This is a genomic window from Cytobacillus dafuensis (assembly GCF_007995155.1).
Lineage (GTDB): Bacteria > Bacillota > Bacilli > Bacillales > Cytobacillaceae > Cytobacillus > Cytobacillus dafuensis.
Map to the genome: position 1 here is coordinate 4,360,754 of NZ_CP042593.1, position 17,991 is coordinate 4,378,744.

Genomic DNA, 17,991 nt, shown 5'->3' on the forward strand with positions numbered 1-17,991 from the left:
TTCGCAATCTGTTTCAATCTGTACCTTTCTCTTGTTAGAATTAGGTATGTTCGTATTTTTCGACCGTCTTGATGGCTTGATTCAACGAACCTAAAATATGTTTCTTCATTTCTTCTACTGCGTTGATCTTGTCTTTTTGGATGATGTAATGAAGGATCATCTTATGTTCTTTTATGGATTGTTTTGTATCGCCAATACTTTTGTGTGCCAATCGCCTGTACCGGTTGATCATGCTGTTGATCTGATACAAGAACTTGACCGCCATCTTGTTGCCACTCACCGTGTAAATGTATTCGTGGAATTGCTTACCAAATCGATCGATTGTCTCATAATCTTCCAGGCTTATCGCCATTTTGAGTAATTTGATGAGATGGGTTAAGTGGTCAATGTCCTTTTGCGTGATATTATCAATGGCATCTTCAACGACAATCCCTTCCAAGTTGCTACGGATAACAAATATTTCTTTCACTTCTTGGATCGAAATCGGCGCCACATTCATTCGGCCGTTTAAACTGCGATTGACCAATCCTTCCAGTTCCAAGATCTGAAGAGCTTCTCTAAGAGGGGTTCGACTGATCTGTAGCTCTTTGGCTAACTCTTCCTCCGCAATTGGTTGACCCGGTTCCAGTTCACCTTTGATGATCATTTCTCTCAACGCTATATGTGCAATATCTTTCGTAGAGACTCGACTGGCTTTTGCTCTTTCATTCAACTGGTTCACCGCCTTTAAAATAATTGTATACAATTATAAAGTTATTTTAGCACACATTTTTAAAAATAAATAAAATATTTCGTTTTTTCTGTTTATTTTTTTGTGTGTACCTGTGCGCACTAATCGAATAATTTCTCGACATTAGTAGCTACCACGTCATTCCTAGCATTTTTCCATTTGATGCCTATCACCCGAACAATTAATCTATACATCCATATTCACTCTGCATAAAGAATGACCTCGCTGCAGCAAGGGGCGGTGAATAAATATACGTAGTGTATAAATTCGACGGGTGCGCTAGTGTTGCTTATTAGTTATACACGCACAAATATGGATAATTTTACAACAAATTTTGACTGCTGAAATTAAAAAAAAGGACCCGGATCTCTAAAGACGATTCGGTTCCCTTTTTTTATCATTTAATTATGGGCGAGTTTATGAAAAAATAGGTGTGCAACGACATAGGGAATACTTTGGCCATGAGCCAGCAGCCCGTTCTTGAGATTCTAAAATCAAAAATTGCAATCCATTCTTTTGTAAATGATACCCCGAAGCAAGGCCAGCCTGGCCTCCACCAATTACAATAGCATGCCATATTTCATTCATTTGATCCCTCCTTCAAAATTTATTTGCAAATTGCAAGTATTTGTTATGAGGTTTTCACCTCAATGGAATGGTGCAACAATTACTCGTTTTTGCCATTGCCTCATTTAATAACTTAATGGACCGAATCACTGTCTCTTTCTCAAACTCATTCATATGAGAAAAAACATCATTCAAGTAAGTATTCATTTGTTGATCAATCGTTTTTGCGACAAATTTCCCTTCAGTTGTAAGTGATAGTATATAGACCCTTTTATCTTCTGGGAGTGGAGTCTTTTCTACCAAATTCATTTTAACTAATGCTTGGACTTGTCGACTGAACGTGGTAATATCAGTTCCTAATGATTCTGCTACTTGCTGCATGGACGGATTATGCTGATTGTCGATCTCATAAAGAATATGGCTGTGGATGAGTGAAATATCAAAGCCACCAACGCTGCAACAATTTTTATCTAACAAGCCAAATCGTCGTGTCATAATCTGAAACATTTCACGGAGATTTTCCACTACTCTTCACCTCTTTTATACTTAAACATCAATTATTTGTAAATACAAATTGTACTGAAAAGAAACACGGGGAATTCAGGTAATTTATCCCATTCCCACTCGTCTCAGGGTAAAATTTTAACTGATTTTCGAATCTTACTTACTTTACTGCTGTTATTGTTGCAGAAACAATATACTCTTCCAATTTATGTTCTGGTGCCCACTCTTTAATGAATTCTTTTGATTCATCTTTTGGAATAATAGATATATTCTTAAAGCCAGCTTGTTTCATTAAATCAGCAAGATAATCAATGGTGGATGCTCCTGAGATGCATCCTGAATACAATTGAATATCAGCTTGTAGTTCTTTTGGTAATTCAGTTGTCATAACAACATCAGAAATTGCCAATCGGCCACCTTCTTTTAATACACGATAAGCTTCATTAAAAACTCTTCTTTTGTTCGGTGATAAATTTATGACACAATTTGAAATAATAACATCAACGAAGGAGTCTGCAACTGGTAAATTCTCTACTTCTCCTAAACGAAATTCTACATTTTTAAATTGATTTTTCTCAGCATTATTCCTAGCTTTTGTAATCATTTCTGGTGTCATATCAACACCAATTACCCTACCTTTATCCCCTACTTTTGGTGACGCCAGAAAACAGTCAAAGCCTCCACCACTACCAAGGTCAAGAACTGTTTCTCCTTCTTTTAAATCTGCAATTGCTTGAGGATTTCCACAACCTAGTCCCATGTTTGCTCCGTTTGGAATATTTTTTAATTCTTCTGTCGTATAGCCCATTTTTTTAGAAATCTCTTCAATAGAAATGTTTTGATTTTCATCTGGTGTGCAGCAACTCGGTGCACAGCAATTATCATTACTTACTACTCTTAATGCAATTTCTTTATAATTTTCACGGACATTATTACGAATTTGATCGTTTTGCACTTCACTCATAATAAACCCATCCTTTTATAAAATTTATCTAGATTATATAAATCGCTCTTATTTAATTAATTATTTCCTACTTTTTATAATAACTAATTGTAATTTGCAACTATTGATCAAACAATTAACTTTTCCATGGCCATTACATCTACATATTTCCCATCAAGTATTCCTTGGTTTTTAAATATACCAACTTCTCGATACCCTTTTTTATGATACAAATTTTGCCCCAGCTGGTTAAATGGGAATGTAAAGATCACTATTTTATGAAAATCATTTTCTTTTGCACAATCCTCAACTGCTGTAAGTAGTAATTTTCCAATGCCTTTTCCCCTGTACTCTCTAGCAACATAGACAGACAAATCTGCTACTCCTGCATAGGCACATCTATTATTATATTGGTTTAGCGATGACCAACCGATAATGTTCCCTTCTTGCTCAGCTACAATTACTTTAAAGCGACCTTTATGGTTGTCAAACCACTCTTGCATATATGATAAATCCTTTGTTTCCGTTTCTAAAGTAGCTATTCTGTCTTCGATACCTTCATTATAAATACTTAGTATAGAACCGATATCCTTTGCTAGTGCCTCCCTGATTATAGTCATCAAATTCCCCTAACTAATACCAATTTCTATTACTTATAAAAAATATACACTTATAACTTGCATATTGCAAGTATTTAATTTGTAATTTGAATGAACCTATTTTTACCTTAAATTTAATTTGATTGGAAAAAAGGACATTATAAAACTAGAGAAGAAATGGAGGGTGTCCAAAAGCTAGGCTTTTGGGACACCCTCTTCTATCGTCTTTATGAATTTACTGAAGCATAATTTTGCCTAAAGTTTATTGAAGCATATCTCTGCCAATCCGGCAAAATTATGCTTCAAGTCACAACAAATAAAAAACCACCAAATATGTATTTGGTGGAGACGGAGGGAGTCGAACCCTCGTCCAGAAATATCGGCACTTAAGCTTCTACGAGTGTAGTCGACATATTCGCGCTTCGCTGATCCTTTTGCCTATCGACAGGCGTCCGGTTAGCTAGTCTGGTTGTTCTCTTCCTTCATCCTCAGACGGTGGAATCCGGCGTAGCCCACTTAGAGTGAGTCCCTTACCCTACCACATGGGCAATGGAGGGAGGAACCGCTAAGCGCTATTAAGCAGCTAAAGCGAAGTTGTTTTGTTGTTTGCCAGTTATAGGCTTTGACGTTTTAACGAGGCCGATCCCCTCGACTCGCGACCTAAGCTCGAACTATCCCTGTCGAATCCGTAGCGTCCCCATTGTAATAGGTCTGCGTCGAATCTTATTCTGCACGCTGACAACTAGCGGAATGCTCAAGTATAGCAGAGCTAAAGTTTATGTGTCACTGCCTTGTGACAGTTATTATTATAACATATCGAACAACAATTTCAATTGTAAGTTTTTGTAATTACATCTTCTGTCTATCGCGGAAAGCACGCTCTACTTCACGCTTTGCTTCCTTCTTCTTTAAATCCTCACGCTTGTCGTATTTCTTCTTCCCTTTTGCAAGACCGATAAGAACTTTTGCATAGCCATTTTTCAAATAAAGCTTTAGTGGTACGATCGAATATCCAATTTCCTTCGTTTCACCGATCAGCTTGCTAATTTCTTTATTATGAAGAAGCAGCTTTCTCGTGCGCAACGGATCATGGTTATATCGATTTCCCTGCTCATAAGGGCTAACATGCATTCCGATTAAAAAAACTTCCCCTTTTTCAATTCTTGCATAAGAATCCTTTAGGTTTACTTTTCCTGCTCGAATCGATTTAATTTCTGTTCCTTGAAGAACAATCCCTGCTTCATACGTTTCTTCTATTGAATAATCATGATAAGCCTTTTTATTTTGGGCAACCATTTTTCCCATACCCTTTGGCATTGTAACTCCCCCTTGCCTCATTACCGCAATTCAAAAAACTCGGCGAATGCCGTAGTTTTACTTACCTATAATTATAGATATTAGATTGAAGATGTACATCACATTAATACATTAACTTTTCTATTAGCGAAAAAACCTTTTGGTACCAAATCGCAAAATGAATTATTAGTAACCTCCTATTAAGAAGCTTGGCTTTATTTTAGCAAAATGCCATCATACTCTCAATCTTAAGGCAGTGCCAAGAAAAATGATCTCTGCTATTTCACAGAAAACTAATTTTATAATGAAGAGTTCTAAATCCTCGTTAATTAGACCACTTCTCATTAGTTTTTCATCAAACACGGTCTATTTCTAGTTAATCTGACCATTTCTCTCTTGGGTTTCTGGAAATGTGGTCTGATTCCCTACTAATCTGACCTCTCACTACTTGGTTTTCTGGAATCATGGTCTGATTCCACGCTAATCTGACCTCTCACAACCTGATTTTCTGGATATGTGGTCTGATTCCTCACTAATCTGACCTCTCACAACCTGATTTTCTGGATGTGCGGTCTGATTCCTCACTAATCTGACCACTTACTTCTTGGTTTTCTGAAAATGTGTCTGATTCCACGCTAATCTGACCTCCCACCACCCGGTTTTCCGGATATGTGGTCTAATTCATCACTAATCTGACCTCTCCCACCTGGTTTTCTGGAATCATGGTCTGATTCCTCACTAATCTGACCTCTCACCTCTTGGTTTTCTGGAATCATGGTCTGATTCCTCACTTATTTGACCTCTCACCCACTTAGTTTTCCTCGAAATATGGTCTGATTCCACACTTCGGTAGAACACATCAGATTGAAAAGAGAGCCTTTGACCACAAAGGCTCCCGAAAATTTCAGCTACCGCTTTTTATTTTTTCGCTTGGCTTTTGGTGCGTTTTCAAAAAATTTCTTTTTCTTTCTCGGGCTTTTTCCTGAACTGTTGCCATTCTTTTTATTCCCTTGACCCTGTTCAGACTTTCCTTTTCGAGGCTTGCGCTCACTGCTGCCTGTGCGAATAATCTTCGGCAATTCTCTTGATTCCCGTCTGCGAGGTGTTCCCTTCATACCGACAATTTCAAAATCAATCGAGCGCTCATCTTTATTTACTTTTACGACCCTAACCGTAATTTCGTCACCGATTCGGAAGACATTGCCTGTACGCTCCCCAATCATCGCTAAATGACGTTCATCATAACGGTAGTAATCATCCGTCATATAGCTAACATGGATCAAGCCTTCAATCGTATTCGGCAGCTCGACAAACATCCCAAAGTTCGTAACAGAGCTAATAATTCCATCGTATTCTTGCCCAATTTTGTCTTCCATATATTCCGCTTTTTTCAGCTCATCCGTTTCCCGCTCTGCATCAACCGCTCTTCTCTCCATATTGGAGGAGTGCTCAGCAATATCAGGAAGAAGGGCATTCCATTTTTCGCGTGTTGCAGGATCAACCTTCCCTTCGATTAAGTAAGTTCGGATTAATCGATGGACAATTAAGTCTGGATAGCGACGAATCGGCGAAGTAAAATGCGTATAGAATTCCGTTGAGAGTCCGAAGTGGCCAAGACTTTCTGGATAATATTTCGCCTGCTGCATTGAACGCAGCATTACTGTTGAAACGACCATTTCTTCAGGCTTGCCCTGCACCTCTTCAATAATTTCCTGCAATGCACGAGGATGCACGGAATTAGCTGTTCCTCTAACGATATAACCGAAGTTAATAATAAATTCGAAAAACCTTCTCAGCTTATCTTCCTTCGGATCTTCATGGATTCGATAGATGAAGGGAACATCCAGCCAATGAAAATGCTCTGCAACCGTTTCATTAGCTGCAAGCATAAATTCTTCAATGAGTCTTTCAGCAGTAGAGCGCTCGCGAAGAACGACATCACTTGGTTTTCCCTCTTCATCCACAATAACTTTTGCTTCTTTAAAATCAAAATCAATCGCGCCGCGTTTCATCCGCTTTTCTCGTAAAATTAGAGCAAGTTCTCCCATTAATTGAAACATCGGTACAAGCGGCTCATACCGTTTCAAGAGCTCCTCATCTTGATCCTCTAAAATTTTATTCACATCTGAATACGTCATCCGCTCAGTCGTCTTAATAACACTTTGGAAGATTTCATGAGAAACGACCTCTCCAGTAGAGGTAATCTCCATTTCACAGGATAATGTCAGCCTGTCTACTTTTGGATTTAATGAACAAATTCCATTTGACAGGCGGTGAGGGATCATTGGAATCACCCTGTCAACCAAATAGACACTCGTTCCCCTGTCAGAAGCTTCCCGATCAATCGATGAATCTTCCGTAACGTAATGTGTAACATCAGCAATATGTACACCAAGCTTGTAATTTCCGTTTTCTAATTTTGTAACGGTAACCGCATCATCCAAATCTTTCGCGTCCGCGCCATCAATCGTGACAATTGTTTCATTTCTTAAATCACGGCGGTTTTCCAAATCCTTTTCTGCAATCGTTTCAGGCGTGTTATTTGCCTGATCAAGCACTTCATCTGGAAAAGCCATTGGCAGACTATGCTTATGAATAATCGAAAGGATGTCCACACCCGGATCATTTTTATGACCAAGGATTTGAATAACTTCCCCTTCAGCACTTTTCCTTCCTTCCGGATAAGTTGTCAGCTTCACAACTACCTTATGTCCTTCAACAGCACCTAGGGAAGCATTTTTCGGAATAAAAATATCGCTAGCGAATTTTTTATCATCTGGCAAGACAAAGCCAAAATGCTTGCTCTCCGTGTATGTCCCAACAATCTGTTGGATGCCGCGCTCGAGTATACGGACAATCGTGCCTTCTCTTCTTTGACCTGAGGTTTCTGAGCTGACACGAGCAAGAACGATATCTCCGTGCATGGCGTTATTTGTTTCATTCGGTGGAATAAAAATATCATCCATACCTGGCTCTTCTGGTATAACAAAAGCAAATCCCTTTGCATGCCCTGATAACTTTCCTCGGATTAAATTCATTTTTTCCGGCAATCCGTAACGATTGCTTCTTGTCCGCACGACAAGACCTTTTTCCTCCATCAAAACCAATGCTTTAACAAAATCCTTAAAGTCGGATGAATCCACAATTCCGAATGCAGCCTCGATTTCCTGTACAGTCAGGGGCTTGTATGCCTCATCCTTCATATGATTGAGGAGCTTATCCATAATTTGTTGAATATTATTTTCCATTAACGATCTCCCTCCCTTTCGAAGGTTATAAAATTACACTTCCCAATCAAGCTTCTCTAAAAATTGATAAACATCTTCGTAAACCTGGTCCCTCTCCTTATCAAGTGTAATGACATGGCCAGATTCTTCGTACCATTTTAAATCCTTTAAATCCGATTCTACTTCGTTATAAATAATATTGGCACTATCCGTATTAATCATATGATCGTGACGAGCCTGAACGACAAAGGTCGGGGAATAAATCATATCTACATGATTACGCACATCTGCAATCAGACCTTGAAGAGCCTTTAATGTATTCATTGGCGTCTTGCGGAATTCTATCATTTCTTTTTCGATTTCTTCTTCACTTTTCCCTTCGAGCTTCTTATAATCACGTGCATATTGCAAAATTCCCTCATACATCACTTCTTCGCTTTTAATATACATAGGTGCACACATTGAAGTAATCCCCTTTATAGGTACAGTGTATCCTAATTTCAAGGAAAATACGCCGCCTAAGGAAAGACCCGCAACTGCAATTTCTTTATGTCCTTTATTTTTCAAAAATTCATATCCATCCATTACATTCTTCCACCAGTCCTCAGGTCCCGTGTGAACAAGCTCCTCCGGTGGTACACCATGCCCTTTATATAAAGGCGCGTGGCATGTATAGCCTTTTCCTTCAAGAAATCGTCCCAGCATTCTCACATCAGCTGTATTTCCCGTAAATCCATGCAGCAGCAATACAGCTCTTTTTCCATCTCCAAAAGTAAACGGCTTTGGTGCAACAATTTTCATCTATATAGTACTCCCTTTATGTAAAAATTTATCTTAATCAATCGTTTGATTAATAATATATATCTATATTTTTAGCAAACCGTTCGTGAACAATCCAATGAAAAGCATAAAAACGAAAAGCGGAAGCGCCTCGCACACCCCGACAAGCACAAGACGAGCCTCACGGAAAGGTGTTCTTTACCTTTCTGGGAGGATTGGCTTGTGACCTCGAGGTCAACAAAAACGCGACGTCCTGTCGCATTGTTGACACTAGTACGTCCTGTACGTCGGGGGTAGGCGCTGGAGCTAGACATTTCTCTAACTCGAAAAGTTATATTTTCTTTACTCATTAAAAAAACCTGACCCTCTAAAGGCCAGGCATTTTACAAAGCAAAATAAGAAACTGCGATCGTTAAGATGAAGAAAAGTACTGAAAGAACGATCGTAATACGGTGAAGAATTAAATCAAGACCGCGCGCTTTCTGCTTTCCAAAAAGCTGCTCAGCTCCCCCAGAAATGGCACCAGATAGACCAGCACTTTTACCAGATTGGAGAAGTACTACAAGAATCAATCCAACAGATACGATAGCTAATAATACGATTAATACTGTATGAAGCATGAAGTCCACCTCCTGAAAACGAACAACAATAATATTTTTAATTTATCATATTTTCATGAGTTGTACAATAGATTGGTAAGCGATTAACAGGAATGAACCAAATTTTTGATTAACCTTTCCATTCAATTACGGTAGCGGCCCATGTATAGCCAGTTCCCGCGCTGACAGCTACGGCAATATCACCGGGCTTTAGCCTTCCTTGTTCGGAAGCAATATGCAGGCCGATGCAAGGATCAAGTGCAGACAAATGCCCATAGTGATCTAGATATATCGCTTTTTCTTCGGGTAAATTCAAGGAGTGTAATAAGTCTAGAAACATCGAACGTTTTGTATGCAGTGGCAGCAGAAGTTTAATATCTTGGGGAGTAAGACCGCTTTTTTGTAGTGACTTTCGTATGACTTGCTCGAAGTTAGGGATGGATACGGGATCCAAGCGTTCTTTCATGCTTAAAGGATCTGGCACATCAATATAATGCTGGCGCTTTTCAACTGTTTCATAACTAGCAAAATGCTTAGATCCTCCTGCAGGTACTCTGACATCCTCGTAAAACGATCCATCGGTTATGATAGCACTTTCTAAAATACCACTCATTATGGCACCGCGCTTCACTAAGGCGGCAGCTCCTCCATCCGCAAAGTTAAACATAAATCGTGAGCGTGGATTATCATAATCGATTATTTGTGATTCTTTACACCCGCCAACAAGTAATATATTTTCAATCGTCTCATCCGATTTAAGCATATCTTTAGCAACTTTTAATGCGATTGGAAAGCATGAACTTACATTCATTATTTCAAAAGCGTAGGCGTTTTTTGTACCTAGCTCATGCTGTATTTTCGGAGCACATGACCACACTTGATAGTCTTTATACGGACTGCCGAAATAGATTACGACATCAATGGATAATGGATCTACCTTAGATAAAATTGGTCTAGCTGCAGCAATCGCTAAATCTGAGGCATGCATGGTATCATCTGCTACATACTTTTGAAATAAACCAAATTTCTCAATAATGATATTTTCAGGAATGCCTGTTTTTTCTGCTAAGACCGCTGCTGTTTCGATCCCTTTTGGAAAATAAACATTCGTTGCTTCAATCCCAATATTCGTCATATCATTCCACCCTCCTTAGGAACCTTCATTGTAGCCGCTCCAGTCAAGACAAGCTCATCCTTTTGATTATGACATTCCGTCAGCAGCTTGAGGATCCTCTTTTCTTCTAAATATTCCTGAACGGTAGCCGATGCAGTAATCGTATCTCCAATAAAAACCGGAGCTGTAAAACGAATGGTTTGTTCCATGTACACAGAGCCCTTTCCAGGTAAATGCACACCTAAAAGCTGTGATAATAAGCTTGATGTTAATAATCCATGGGCAATACGTTGATTAAATCTTGTTTTTTTCGCATATTCATGATCAATATGAATGGGATTAAAATCACCGCTTAAGCCTGCAAATAAAACAAAATCAGTTTCTGTGATCGTTTTGCTGCATGAAGCATGCTGACCAATTGCATATGATGTCATTCCTACACCTCATTTCTAGTTCGTACTAGGCGATTTTTTTGAATTTTTCCCGTTGCATTTTTAGGCAATTCCTCTAAAAATTCTACTTCCTTTGGGATTTTATACTTTGCTAAAAATTGTCTGCAATGCTCCAATATATCATTTTGGGACAACTGGCTATCTTTATTTTTCACTACGAAGGCGACAGGCACTTCTCCCCATTTAGGATCTAGAACACCAATCACCGCAACTTCCACAACCTCTGAAAGCCGACTAATCACCTGCTCGACCTCAAGCGGATATATATTTTCTCCACCAGAAATGATCATTTCCTTCTTTCTGCCAACGATATATACAAAACCTTCTTCATCCGTTTTGGCTAAATCTCCTGAATAAAGCCAGCCATCTTTAATAGTTTCATTCGTAGCGATTGGTCGATTCCAATACTCTTTCATAACATTTGGCCCACGTACGACTAATTCACCAACCTCGCCATTCCCCACTTCACACCCTTGTGAATTGACCAACTTGATATCACAATACATAGCTGGTTTACCAATCGAGCCCTTCTTCCTTTTGGCATCTTCCTCTGAGAGCAAGAAGACGGTAGGAGATGTTTCGGTCATGCCGAATCCTTGACCAAATAAAAATCCTTTATCTGTAAAGGCTTGAATAAGTTCGTGTGGACAAGGGGCACCGCCATTATAAAACCATCGTACAGATTGAAGATTTGTCGTATCAAAAGACGGGCAAGCTAATAAGGCACTATGTATGGCAGGTACCCCCATGACGATGGTTGCCCGATGTTCTTCTATCATAGAAAGAACTTTAATTGGTTCAAACTTACCTGGAATAATAATGGTTCCTCCTGTAAATAAAGAAGGGAAAGCGAAAAGCCCAATGCCTCCAATATGAAAGAGAGGAAGTAATACAATCGACCGATCTTTTGAAGTTAAGTCGATTGTCAGCATATTGTTAATCGCATTCCAAAACATATTATTTTGTGTTAGAACAGCGCCTTTTGGCTTTCCAGTCGTCCCTGATGTGTAGCAAATAATAAAGGGAGCGCTTTCATTTATGCTAGAAAAAGAATAGTTTAAGGGACATTCAAGATGAGATATGGACTCTATTGGAACAACATCCTCTATCTTTGTTTGCTCCTGTAATGATTTTGCCATTTGAAGAAATGGTTCTTCGGCAAATAAAACCTTTGTTTCACTATCGTTTAATTGAAATATTAGCTCGTTTGCAGTTAATCGAAGGTTAAGAGGGACAGCGATACACTCCATTTTGGCTATCGCAAAGAGCAAGACTATATACTCTAAGCTATTTTGCGACAATATCGCAATACGATCTCCCTTTGTCATTCCTAGCTTTTGTTCTAGAAAAGAAGCAACAGACCTTACCCGCTGATCCATTTCTTTGTAGGAAATTTGCTCATTCTCTGAGATGACGGCAATGCGATCCGGATTTATTTGCGCTCTTTTTTCTATCCAATAAGCAATGCCCTGCATGTATTCTCATCCTCTCTATTGTTTTTTCAGCCCTTCAAAAATTAATGTCATTGCAGCATCAAATGCCTCTTCAGGCACATCTTGCTTTTCCCAATAAACCCAGCGCATTCCTAAAAACTGGCCAATGGACATGAGGCAGTAGGCAACCGTTTCTTGGTCAAGCTCTTTAAATTCGCCTGCAGCCATACCTGATGACAAGCTTTTTAAAAATCCATTCGCAAGCTTTGCGTAATACCATCGATATAATTCTTGATCAACGACAACTGCTTGCTGAACAATGCTGTACAAATTCCGATGATTTCTTACCCAATTAAAAAATGCTTGGTACCCTTTTCGCTGTGCATCCTCATAAGTAGCAGCCTGACCCATTTCCTCTTTGATAGCGGAACGTAATTCACGGCTATACAAGCGAATGAGCTCGTCAAAAATATCCTTTTTGGAAGGAAAATAATTATAAAATGTCCCTTGAGCAACCTTCGCTTCTTGAGCAATATTCACGATGGAAGCCTCATAATATCCCTTCTGCCCAAAAACCTCTTCTGCCGCCCATAATAACTTCTCTCTTGTTTCCTGGCCTTTTTGCGTTAAATTTTTTTCCTCTGTTAGGATTTTTTCTGACACCTGAATCACCTCTCAGTTTTTATTATATTGATTTATTTGAAAATTTCAACATTTATTTTTTTGTAAATAAAAAAGCCTTCTAAATGGAAGGATTTCCTCAACTGGGTAAATTGACTTCGAACCACTCTTCGATAAGAAAAAACCTAACCGTAAACACTTTCAATAAATTACATGATTCTATTAAAGAATCAACCACTGAAAGGAGTTCTCTTAACATTTTTTTAACTAAAAAGAGGATTATTCCGAATAAAATTGAATCTATCTTTGAACTAAAATAAAGGAGTGAATACTTTGATTGCAAAGGAAAGATCCATCCCTCTCAGAATTTTAGCAACTGAATCATCATTAAGGCGTCTCCCTCAAAATTTTGATACACGGCCACTGATTGAGAAAGATCTTAGTAAAAGAAGAAAAGGCTACCTCGGCGAAGTAGCAACTGATTACTACGTCAACAAACTCCCCAATAAAGAATATACCATTTTCAGAAACCTACGCTTACAAAATGGGCAAGAATACTTCCAGTTAGATACATTAATGATTTCCTCCTCATTTGCTCTCATCCTTGAATCCAAAAATATTGGCGGCACACTCTACTTTGATTCCAAATTCAAACAGCTAATCCGCTTTATTAATGACAATGAAGAAGGATTCCTAGATCCAATTACTCAAGCTGAACGTCAGAAAAGAGAGTTGCGAAAATGGTTACTGGATAAAAACATATCTATTCCTATTGAATATTTAATTGTTATTAGCAATCCTTCAACCGTTATAAAAACAGATTCGCAAAATTATCAAGCCTTTAAAACCGTCTTACATGCTCATGAGTTAATAGATCGAATTGGGAAAATAAAAAAGTCATTTACCGAAGAGATATTAACGCAAAAAGAAATAGCAAAGCTAGCCAAAACATTAGTAAAAAACCATACTCCTGAACAGACAAATGTTTTGAATCTATTTAAAATCCCTAGAGCATACTTAATGACAGGGGTACAGTGCCCAAAATGTAATGCTTCCCCAATGAAACGTATATACGGAACTTGGTTTTGTTCCAGCTGTAAAGAAAAAGATAAAACAGCTCATCATCAAGCTTTACTAGATTATTCCCTTTTGATCGATTCTTCGATTACAAATCAGCAATTTCGTGAATTCCTTTGCCTTTCTTCAGCAGATATAGCAAAAAAATTACTATTTTCAATGAATTTACCCCATTCTGGTTCAAATAAAGGTCGCATTTACCATTTAAGTTCCCTCTTAAATGGGAATATCGGTCACTTTCGCTAATATATCGGTCAGTTTTCCATTATATCGGTCAGTTTCAACAATATATCGGTCACTTTTTAAATATATCGGTCACTTCCATTAAAAAGGGTGACTGCCGTGAAGGCAGTCACCCAATATATTACTTACTCAAATTATAAAAACTCTTCAATCCATCATAAACCGCTAATTCACCAAGCTCGTCTTCGATGCGAAGAAGTTGGTTGTACTTCGCGATACGGTCAGTACGGGACATAGATCCAGTTTTGATTTGGCCAGCGTTTGTGGCAACAGCGATATCTGCGATGGTTGCATCTTCTGTTTCGCCGGAACGGTGAGAAACAACAGCTGTGTAGCCTGCACGCTTAGCCATTTCGATTGCTTCAAATGTTTCAGTTAATGTACCGATTTGGTTTACTTTAATAAGGATAGAGTTGCCTACGCCTTGCTCGATGCCTTGAGCAAGCTTTTTCGTATTTGTTACGAATAGGTCATCCCCAACAAGCTGTACTTTACCGCCAATGCGTTCAGTTAATAGCTTATGGCCTTCCCAATCATTTTCGTCTAAGCCGTCTTCGATTGAGATAATCGGGAATCCGTTCACAAGCTCTTCGTAGAAGTTCACCATATCTTCTGAAGTTAAGCCAGTGCGTCCTTCACCTGCAAGGTCGTATTTGCCAGTTTCTTTATTATAGAATTCAGATGAAGCAACGTCCATTGCAAGATAGATATCTTTTCCTGGCTCATAGCCTGCATTTTGAATAGCTTCAATAATAACTTCTAATGCTTCACGGTTAGATCCAAGGTTTGGAGCAAATCCACCTTCATCCCCAACAGCTGTATTTAAACCTTTACCTGATAAAACCTTTTTCAAGGAATGGAATACTTCTGCACCCATGCGGATTGCTTCTTTAAAAGTAGGAGCTCCAACCGGCATAATCATGAACTCTTGGAAGTCCACATTGTTATCAGCATGTGATCCACCGTTAATAATGTTCATCATCGGAGTTGGAAGCTGCTTCGCATTAAAGCCGCCAAGGTAACGGTATAATGGAAGACCAACAGACTCTGCAGCCGCATGTGCAGCAGCCATAGATACACCAAGAATCGCGTTAGCACCTAGCTTTCCTTTGTTTTCAGTGCCATCTAATTCGATCATAGTACGGTCAATTCCAACTTGGTCCGTTACGTCCATGCCAACAATCGCTTCTGCAATAATATCATTCACATTATCAACTGCTTTTTGAACCCCTTTACCAAGGTAGCGGGATTTGTCTCCATCCCGAAGCTCAACTGCTTCGTACTCACCAGTTGAAGCTCCAGATGGAACCATCGCACGGCCAAAGAAACCAGATTCTGTTAAAACTTCTACCTCAACTGTTGGATTACCACGGGAATCTAATACTTCACGAGCATATACATGTTGAATAAATGGCATATCAATTCTCTCCTTTAAAATTGGTTTTATTATGAAATTTATATCGACAAAATTAAGGTTGATGCTGTTACTTACTAATTAACGTCTTTCCAGTCATTTCTGCTGGCTTTTCTACGCCAAGTAAATCAAGCACGGTTGGGGCGAGATCCCCAAGGATTCCATCATGACGAAGGTCAATACCAGTTTGTGTGAGGATGACTGGCACTGGATTTGTTGTATGAGCTGTCATTGGATTTCCTTCAAGCGTCACCACTTCATCCGCATTTCCATGATCAGCCGTAATGATGGCTTTTCCGCCCTTTTCGATAATTAAATCAACAATTTTCCCTAGACATTCATCAACCGTTTCCACTGCCTTAATGGTTGGCTCAAGCATACCGGAATGACCAACCATATCAGGATTAGCAAAGTTTAAGATAATCGCATCAAATTTATCTGCTTCTATTTCTTTCAACAATGCCTCAGTCACTTCATAAGCACTCATTTCCGGTTTTAGATCATAAGTAGCAACCTTCGGAGAATTTATCAAAATCCGTTCCTCACCTGGAAATTCTGCTTCGCGTCCTCCGCTCATAAAGAACGTCACATGAGGATACTTTTCAGTTTCAGCAATCCTCAGCTGCTTCAATCCATTTTGTGATAATACCTCTCCTAAAGTATTATCCAAATTCGATGGTTCAAATGCTACATAGCCATCAACCGTTTCACTGAAATGGGTTAAGCAGACAAAGAAAAGATTCTCTGGATGCTTAGGACCTCTGTCAAAGGAGCGGAAATCTTTATTTGTAAAAGTGTTAGAAATTTGGATGGCCCGGTCCGGACGAAAATTATAAAATATAACCGCATCATTATCTTGAATGGTCGCAACAGGCTCTCCATTTTCCTGTGTAATAACTGAAGGAATGACGAACTCATCAAAAATACCATGGCTATAATTATCCTCAACCAAATCGATCGCATTGGAATAAGTTGGACCTTCTCCGTACACCATAGAACGATAAGATTTTTCAACACGCTCCCAGCGCTTGTCGCGATCCATGGAATAATAGCGGCCTGAGATCGTGGCAAATTTCCCGACACCGTATTCCTTCATTTTTTCCTCAGCAGCTTTTATATAGCCTTCTGCTGTCTTCGGGCCGACATCACGCCCATCTAGGAAACCGTGAACATAGACTTTTTCGACACCCTCTTCTGCAGCCAAATGTAGAAGGGCATACAGATGATTAATATGACTATGAACACCGCCATCAGATAGCAAGCCCATAATATGTAAGCTTGTGCCATTCTTTTTTACATGATCCATGGCTTTTAGGAAGGTCTCATTTTTTTCGAATTTTCCTTCTCGAATCGCCACGTTCACTCTTGTTAAGCTTTGGTAGACGATACGTCCAGCCCCGATATTTAAATGCCCGACCTCCGAGTTTCCCATTTGTCCCTCTGGGAGTCCGACTGCTTCCCCGCATGCGGTTAATGTGGCATGGGGATAGGAGTTCCAATAACGATCATAGTTAGGCTTCTTTGCTTGAGTAACGGCATTTCCTTTTTGCTCATCTCTTAGACCAAAGCCATCTAAGATGATTAAGGCTACAGGTGCTTTACTCATTCTTCCCTGCCTCCAATAATTGCAGGAATGATTGCGCCTCTAGGCTAGCTCCGCCCACTAACGCACCATCAATATCAGGCTGTGCCATATATTCTTTAATATTCGCAGGCTTCACACTGCCGCCATATTGAATGCGAATTGCGTCTGCAGCCTCTTTTGAAAATTGCTTTTCAACGACTTGTCGAATATAAGCACAAACTTCATTCGCATCTTCAGCCGTTGAAGATTTACCTGTTCCAATTGCCCAAATTGGCTCATAAGCAATGACTGTCTTTTTGACTTGTTCTTCTGACAAGCCTTTTAATCCATTTTCAACCTGTGAGCCTACGAAAGCATTCGTTTCGCCATTCTCGCGTTGTTCAAGCGTTTCACCAACACATACAATTGGTTTTAGGTTGAACTTGAAAGCAGCTAGTGTCTTTTTATTCACGGCCTCATCTGTTTCATTAAACATTTCACGGCGTTCTGAATGGCCAAGAATAACATATTTTACACCGATATCCTCAAGAGACACTGGGCTAATTTCCCCTGTAAAAGCACCGCTTTCCTCATAGTGCATATTTTGAGCACCAATTCCAACACCATAGCCTACTAAGGATTCCAAAAATAGAGCCGGAGCACATACCACTGTTTCTACTTTTTCTTGATCCGGTATATTGCCATTGATTTCTTCTAGAAATGCTTTAGCCTCCGGTAGTGTTTTATGCATTTTCCAGTTTCCTGCAATAATTGGTTTACGCATGCTGGCACATCCTTTATGCTAAAATTTTTGTAACCTTTCAAGCT

17 protein-coding genes, 1 other RNA gene and 1 pseudogene are annotated in these 17,991 nt (G+C 39.2%); 1 reads left to right on the forward strand and 18 read right to left on the reverse strand.

Features of this window, described 5'->3' with window-relative positions:
- Nucleotides 1-40: 40 nt before the first annotated feature.
- The 15 genes and pseudogenes from FSZ17_RS20785 to FSZ17_RS20850 all read right to left on the reverse strand — a co-directional run bounded on the left by FSZ17_RS20785 (nt 41) and on the right by FSZ17_RS20850 (nt 12,907).
- On the reverse strand, nt 41-712 hold the full coding sequence (locus tag FSZ17_RS20785; protein WP_057776388.1) for a GntR family transcriptional regulator: 672 nt from the start codon (nt 710-712) through the stop codon (nt 41-43).
- A gap of 468 nt (nt 713-1,180) precedes the next feature.
- A pseudogene (locus tag FSZ17_RS20790) lies at nt 1,181-1,318 on the reverse strand (NAD(P)-binding protein); the annotation flags it as partial.
- Nucleotides 1,319-1,372: 54 nt separating this feature from the next.
- Nucleotides 1,373-1,822: a MarR family winged helix-turn-helix transcriptional regulator gene (locus tag FSZ17_RS20795; RefSeq protein WP_057776387.1), complete on the reverse strand. Its 450-nt coding sequence runs from the start codon at nt 1,820-1,822 to the stop codon at nt 1,373-1,375.
- 139 nt (nt 1,823-1,961) lie between these two features.
- The gene (locus tag FSZ17_RS20800) at nt 1,962-2,765 is read right to left on the reverse strand and encodes an arsenite methyltransferase (RefSeq protein WP_057776386.1); all 804 of its coding nucleotides are present in this window, start codon (nt 2,763-2,765) and stop codon (nt 1,962-1,964) included.
- A gap of 107 nt (nt 2,766-2,872) precedes the next feature.
- On the reverse strand, nt 2,873-3,364 hold the full coding sequence (locus tag FSZ17_RS20805) for an arsinothricin resistance N-acetyltransferase ArsN1 family A (RefSeq protein WP_057776385.1): 492 nt from the start codon (nt 3,362-3,364) through the stop codon (nt 2,873-2,875).
- 319 nt (nt 3,365-3,683) lie between these two features.
- Nucleotides 3,684-4,042: a transfer-messenger RNA gene (gene ssrA / locus FSZ17_RS20810) on the reverse strand.
- 150 nt (nt 4,043-4,192) lie between these two features.
- Nucleotides 4,193-4,660 (reverse strand): SsrA-binding protein SmpB, encoded by a 468-nt coding sequence (gene smpB / locus FSZ17_RS20815; RefSeq protein ID WP_057776384.1) that lies wholly within the window; start codon nt 4,658-4,660, stop codon nt 4,193-4,195.
- A 614-nt stretch (nt 4,661-5,274) separates the two neighbouring features.
- Nucleotides 5,275-5,430: a hypothetical protein gene (locus tag FSZ17_RS23565; protein WP_156416282.1), complete on the reverse strand. Its 156-nt coding sequence runs from the start codon at nt 5,428-5,430 to the stop codon at nt 5,275-5,277.
- 117 nt (nt 5,431-5,547) lie between these two features.
- On the reverse strand, nt 5,548-7,887 hold the full coding sequence (rnr, locus tag FSZ17_RS20820; protein ID WP_057776383.1) for a ribonuclease R: 2,340 nt from the start codon (nt 7,885-7,887) through the stop codon (nt 5,548-5,550).
- A 33-nt stretch (nt 7,888-7,920) separates the two neighbouring features.
- Nucleotides 7,921-8,667, reverse strand: a complete 747-nt coding sequence (locus FSZ17_RS20825) for an alpha/beta hydrolase (RefSeq protein ID WP_057776382.1) — start codon at nt 8,665-8,667, stop codon at nt 7,921-7,923.
- Between the two features lie 362 nt (nt 8,668-9,029).
- Complete coding sequence (gene secG, locus FSZ17_RS20830; protein ID WP_057776381.1) at nt 9,030-9,266, reverse strand: preprotein translocase subunit SecG; 237 nt, start codon at nt 9,264-9,266, stop codon at nt 9,030-9,032.
- 109 nt (nt 9,267-9,375) lie between these two features.
- Nucleotides 9,376-10,380 (reverse strand): 3-oxoacyl-ACP synthase, encoded by a 1,005-nt coding sequence (locus tag FSZ17_RS20835; protein WP_057776380.1) that lies wholly within the window; start codon nt 10,378-10,380, stop codon nt 9,376-9,378.
- A complete protein-coding gene (locus FSZ17_RS20840; RefSeq protein ID WP_057776379.1) occupies nt 10,377-10,793 on the reverse strand; it encodes a MaoC family dehydratase in 417 nt (138 codons plus the stop codon). Before FSZ17_RS20840 ends, FSZ17_RS20835 begins: the two co-directional genes overlap by 4 nt.
- A 2-nt stretch (nt 10,794-10,795) precedes the next feature.
- Complete coding sequence (locus FSZ17_RS20845) at nt 10,796-12,286, reverse strand: o-succinylbenzoate--CoA ligase (RefSeq protein WP_057776378.1); 1,491 nt, start codon at nt 12,284-12,286, stop codon at nt 10,796-10,798.
- Between the two features lie 15 nt (nt 12,287-12,301).
- Entirely contained in the window at nt 12,302-12,907 is a 606-nt protein-coding gene (locus FSZ17_RS20850) for a TetR/AcrR family transcriptional regulator (RefSeq protein WP_057776377.1), read from the reverse strand.
- 291 nt (nt 12,908-13,198) lie between these two features.
- Here FSZ17_RS20850 and FSZ17_RS20855 point away from each other — a divergent pair, with 291 nt between their 5' ends.
- The gene (locus FSZ17_RS20855; RefSeq protein WP_057776376.1) at nt 13,199-14,188 is read left to right on the forward strand and encodes a nuclease-related domain-containing protein; all 990 of its coding nucleotides are present in this window, start codon (nt 13,199-13,201) and stop codon (nt 14,186-14,188) included.
- Between the two features lie 118 nt (nt 14,189-14,306).
- Here the strand turns inward: FSZ17_RS20855 and eno are convergent, their stop codons facing one another.
- The 3 genes from eno to tpiA all read right to left on the reverse strand — a co-directional run bounded on the left by eno (nt 14,307) and on the right by tpiA (nt 17,947).
- Entirely contained in the window at nt 14,307-15,602 is a 1,296-nt protein-coding gene (gene eno, locus FSZ17_RS20860) for a phosphopyruvate hydratase (protein WP_057776375.1), read from the reverse strand.
- A gap of 67 nt (nt 15,603-15,669) precedes the next feature.
- Complete coding sequence (gene gpmI, locus FSZ17_RS20865; protein ID WP_057776374.1) at nt 15,670-17,205, reverse strand: 2,3-bisphosphoglycerate-independent phosphoglycerate mutase; 1,536 nt, start codon at nt 17,203-17,205, stop codon at nt 15,670-15,672.
- The gene (gene tpiA / locus FSZ17_RS20870; protein ID WP_057776373.1) at nt 17,198-17,947 is read right to left on the reverse strand and encodes a triose-phosphate isomerase; all 750 of its coding nucleotides are present in this window, start codon (nt 17,945-17,947) and stop codon (nt 17,198-17,200) included. Before tpiA ends, gpmI begins: the two co-directional genes overlap by 8 nt.
- Nucleotides 17,948-17,991 lie beyond the last annotated feature (44 nt).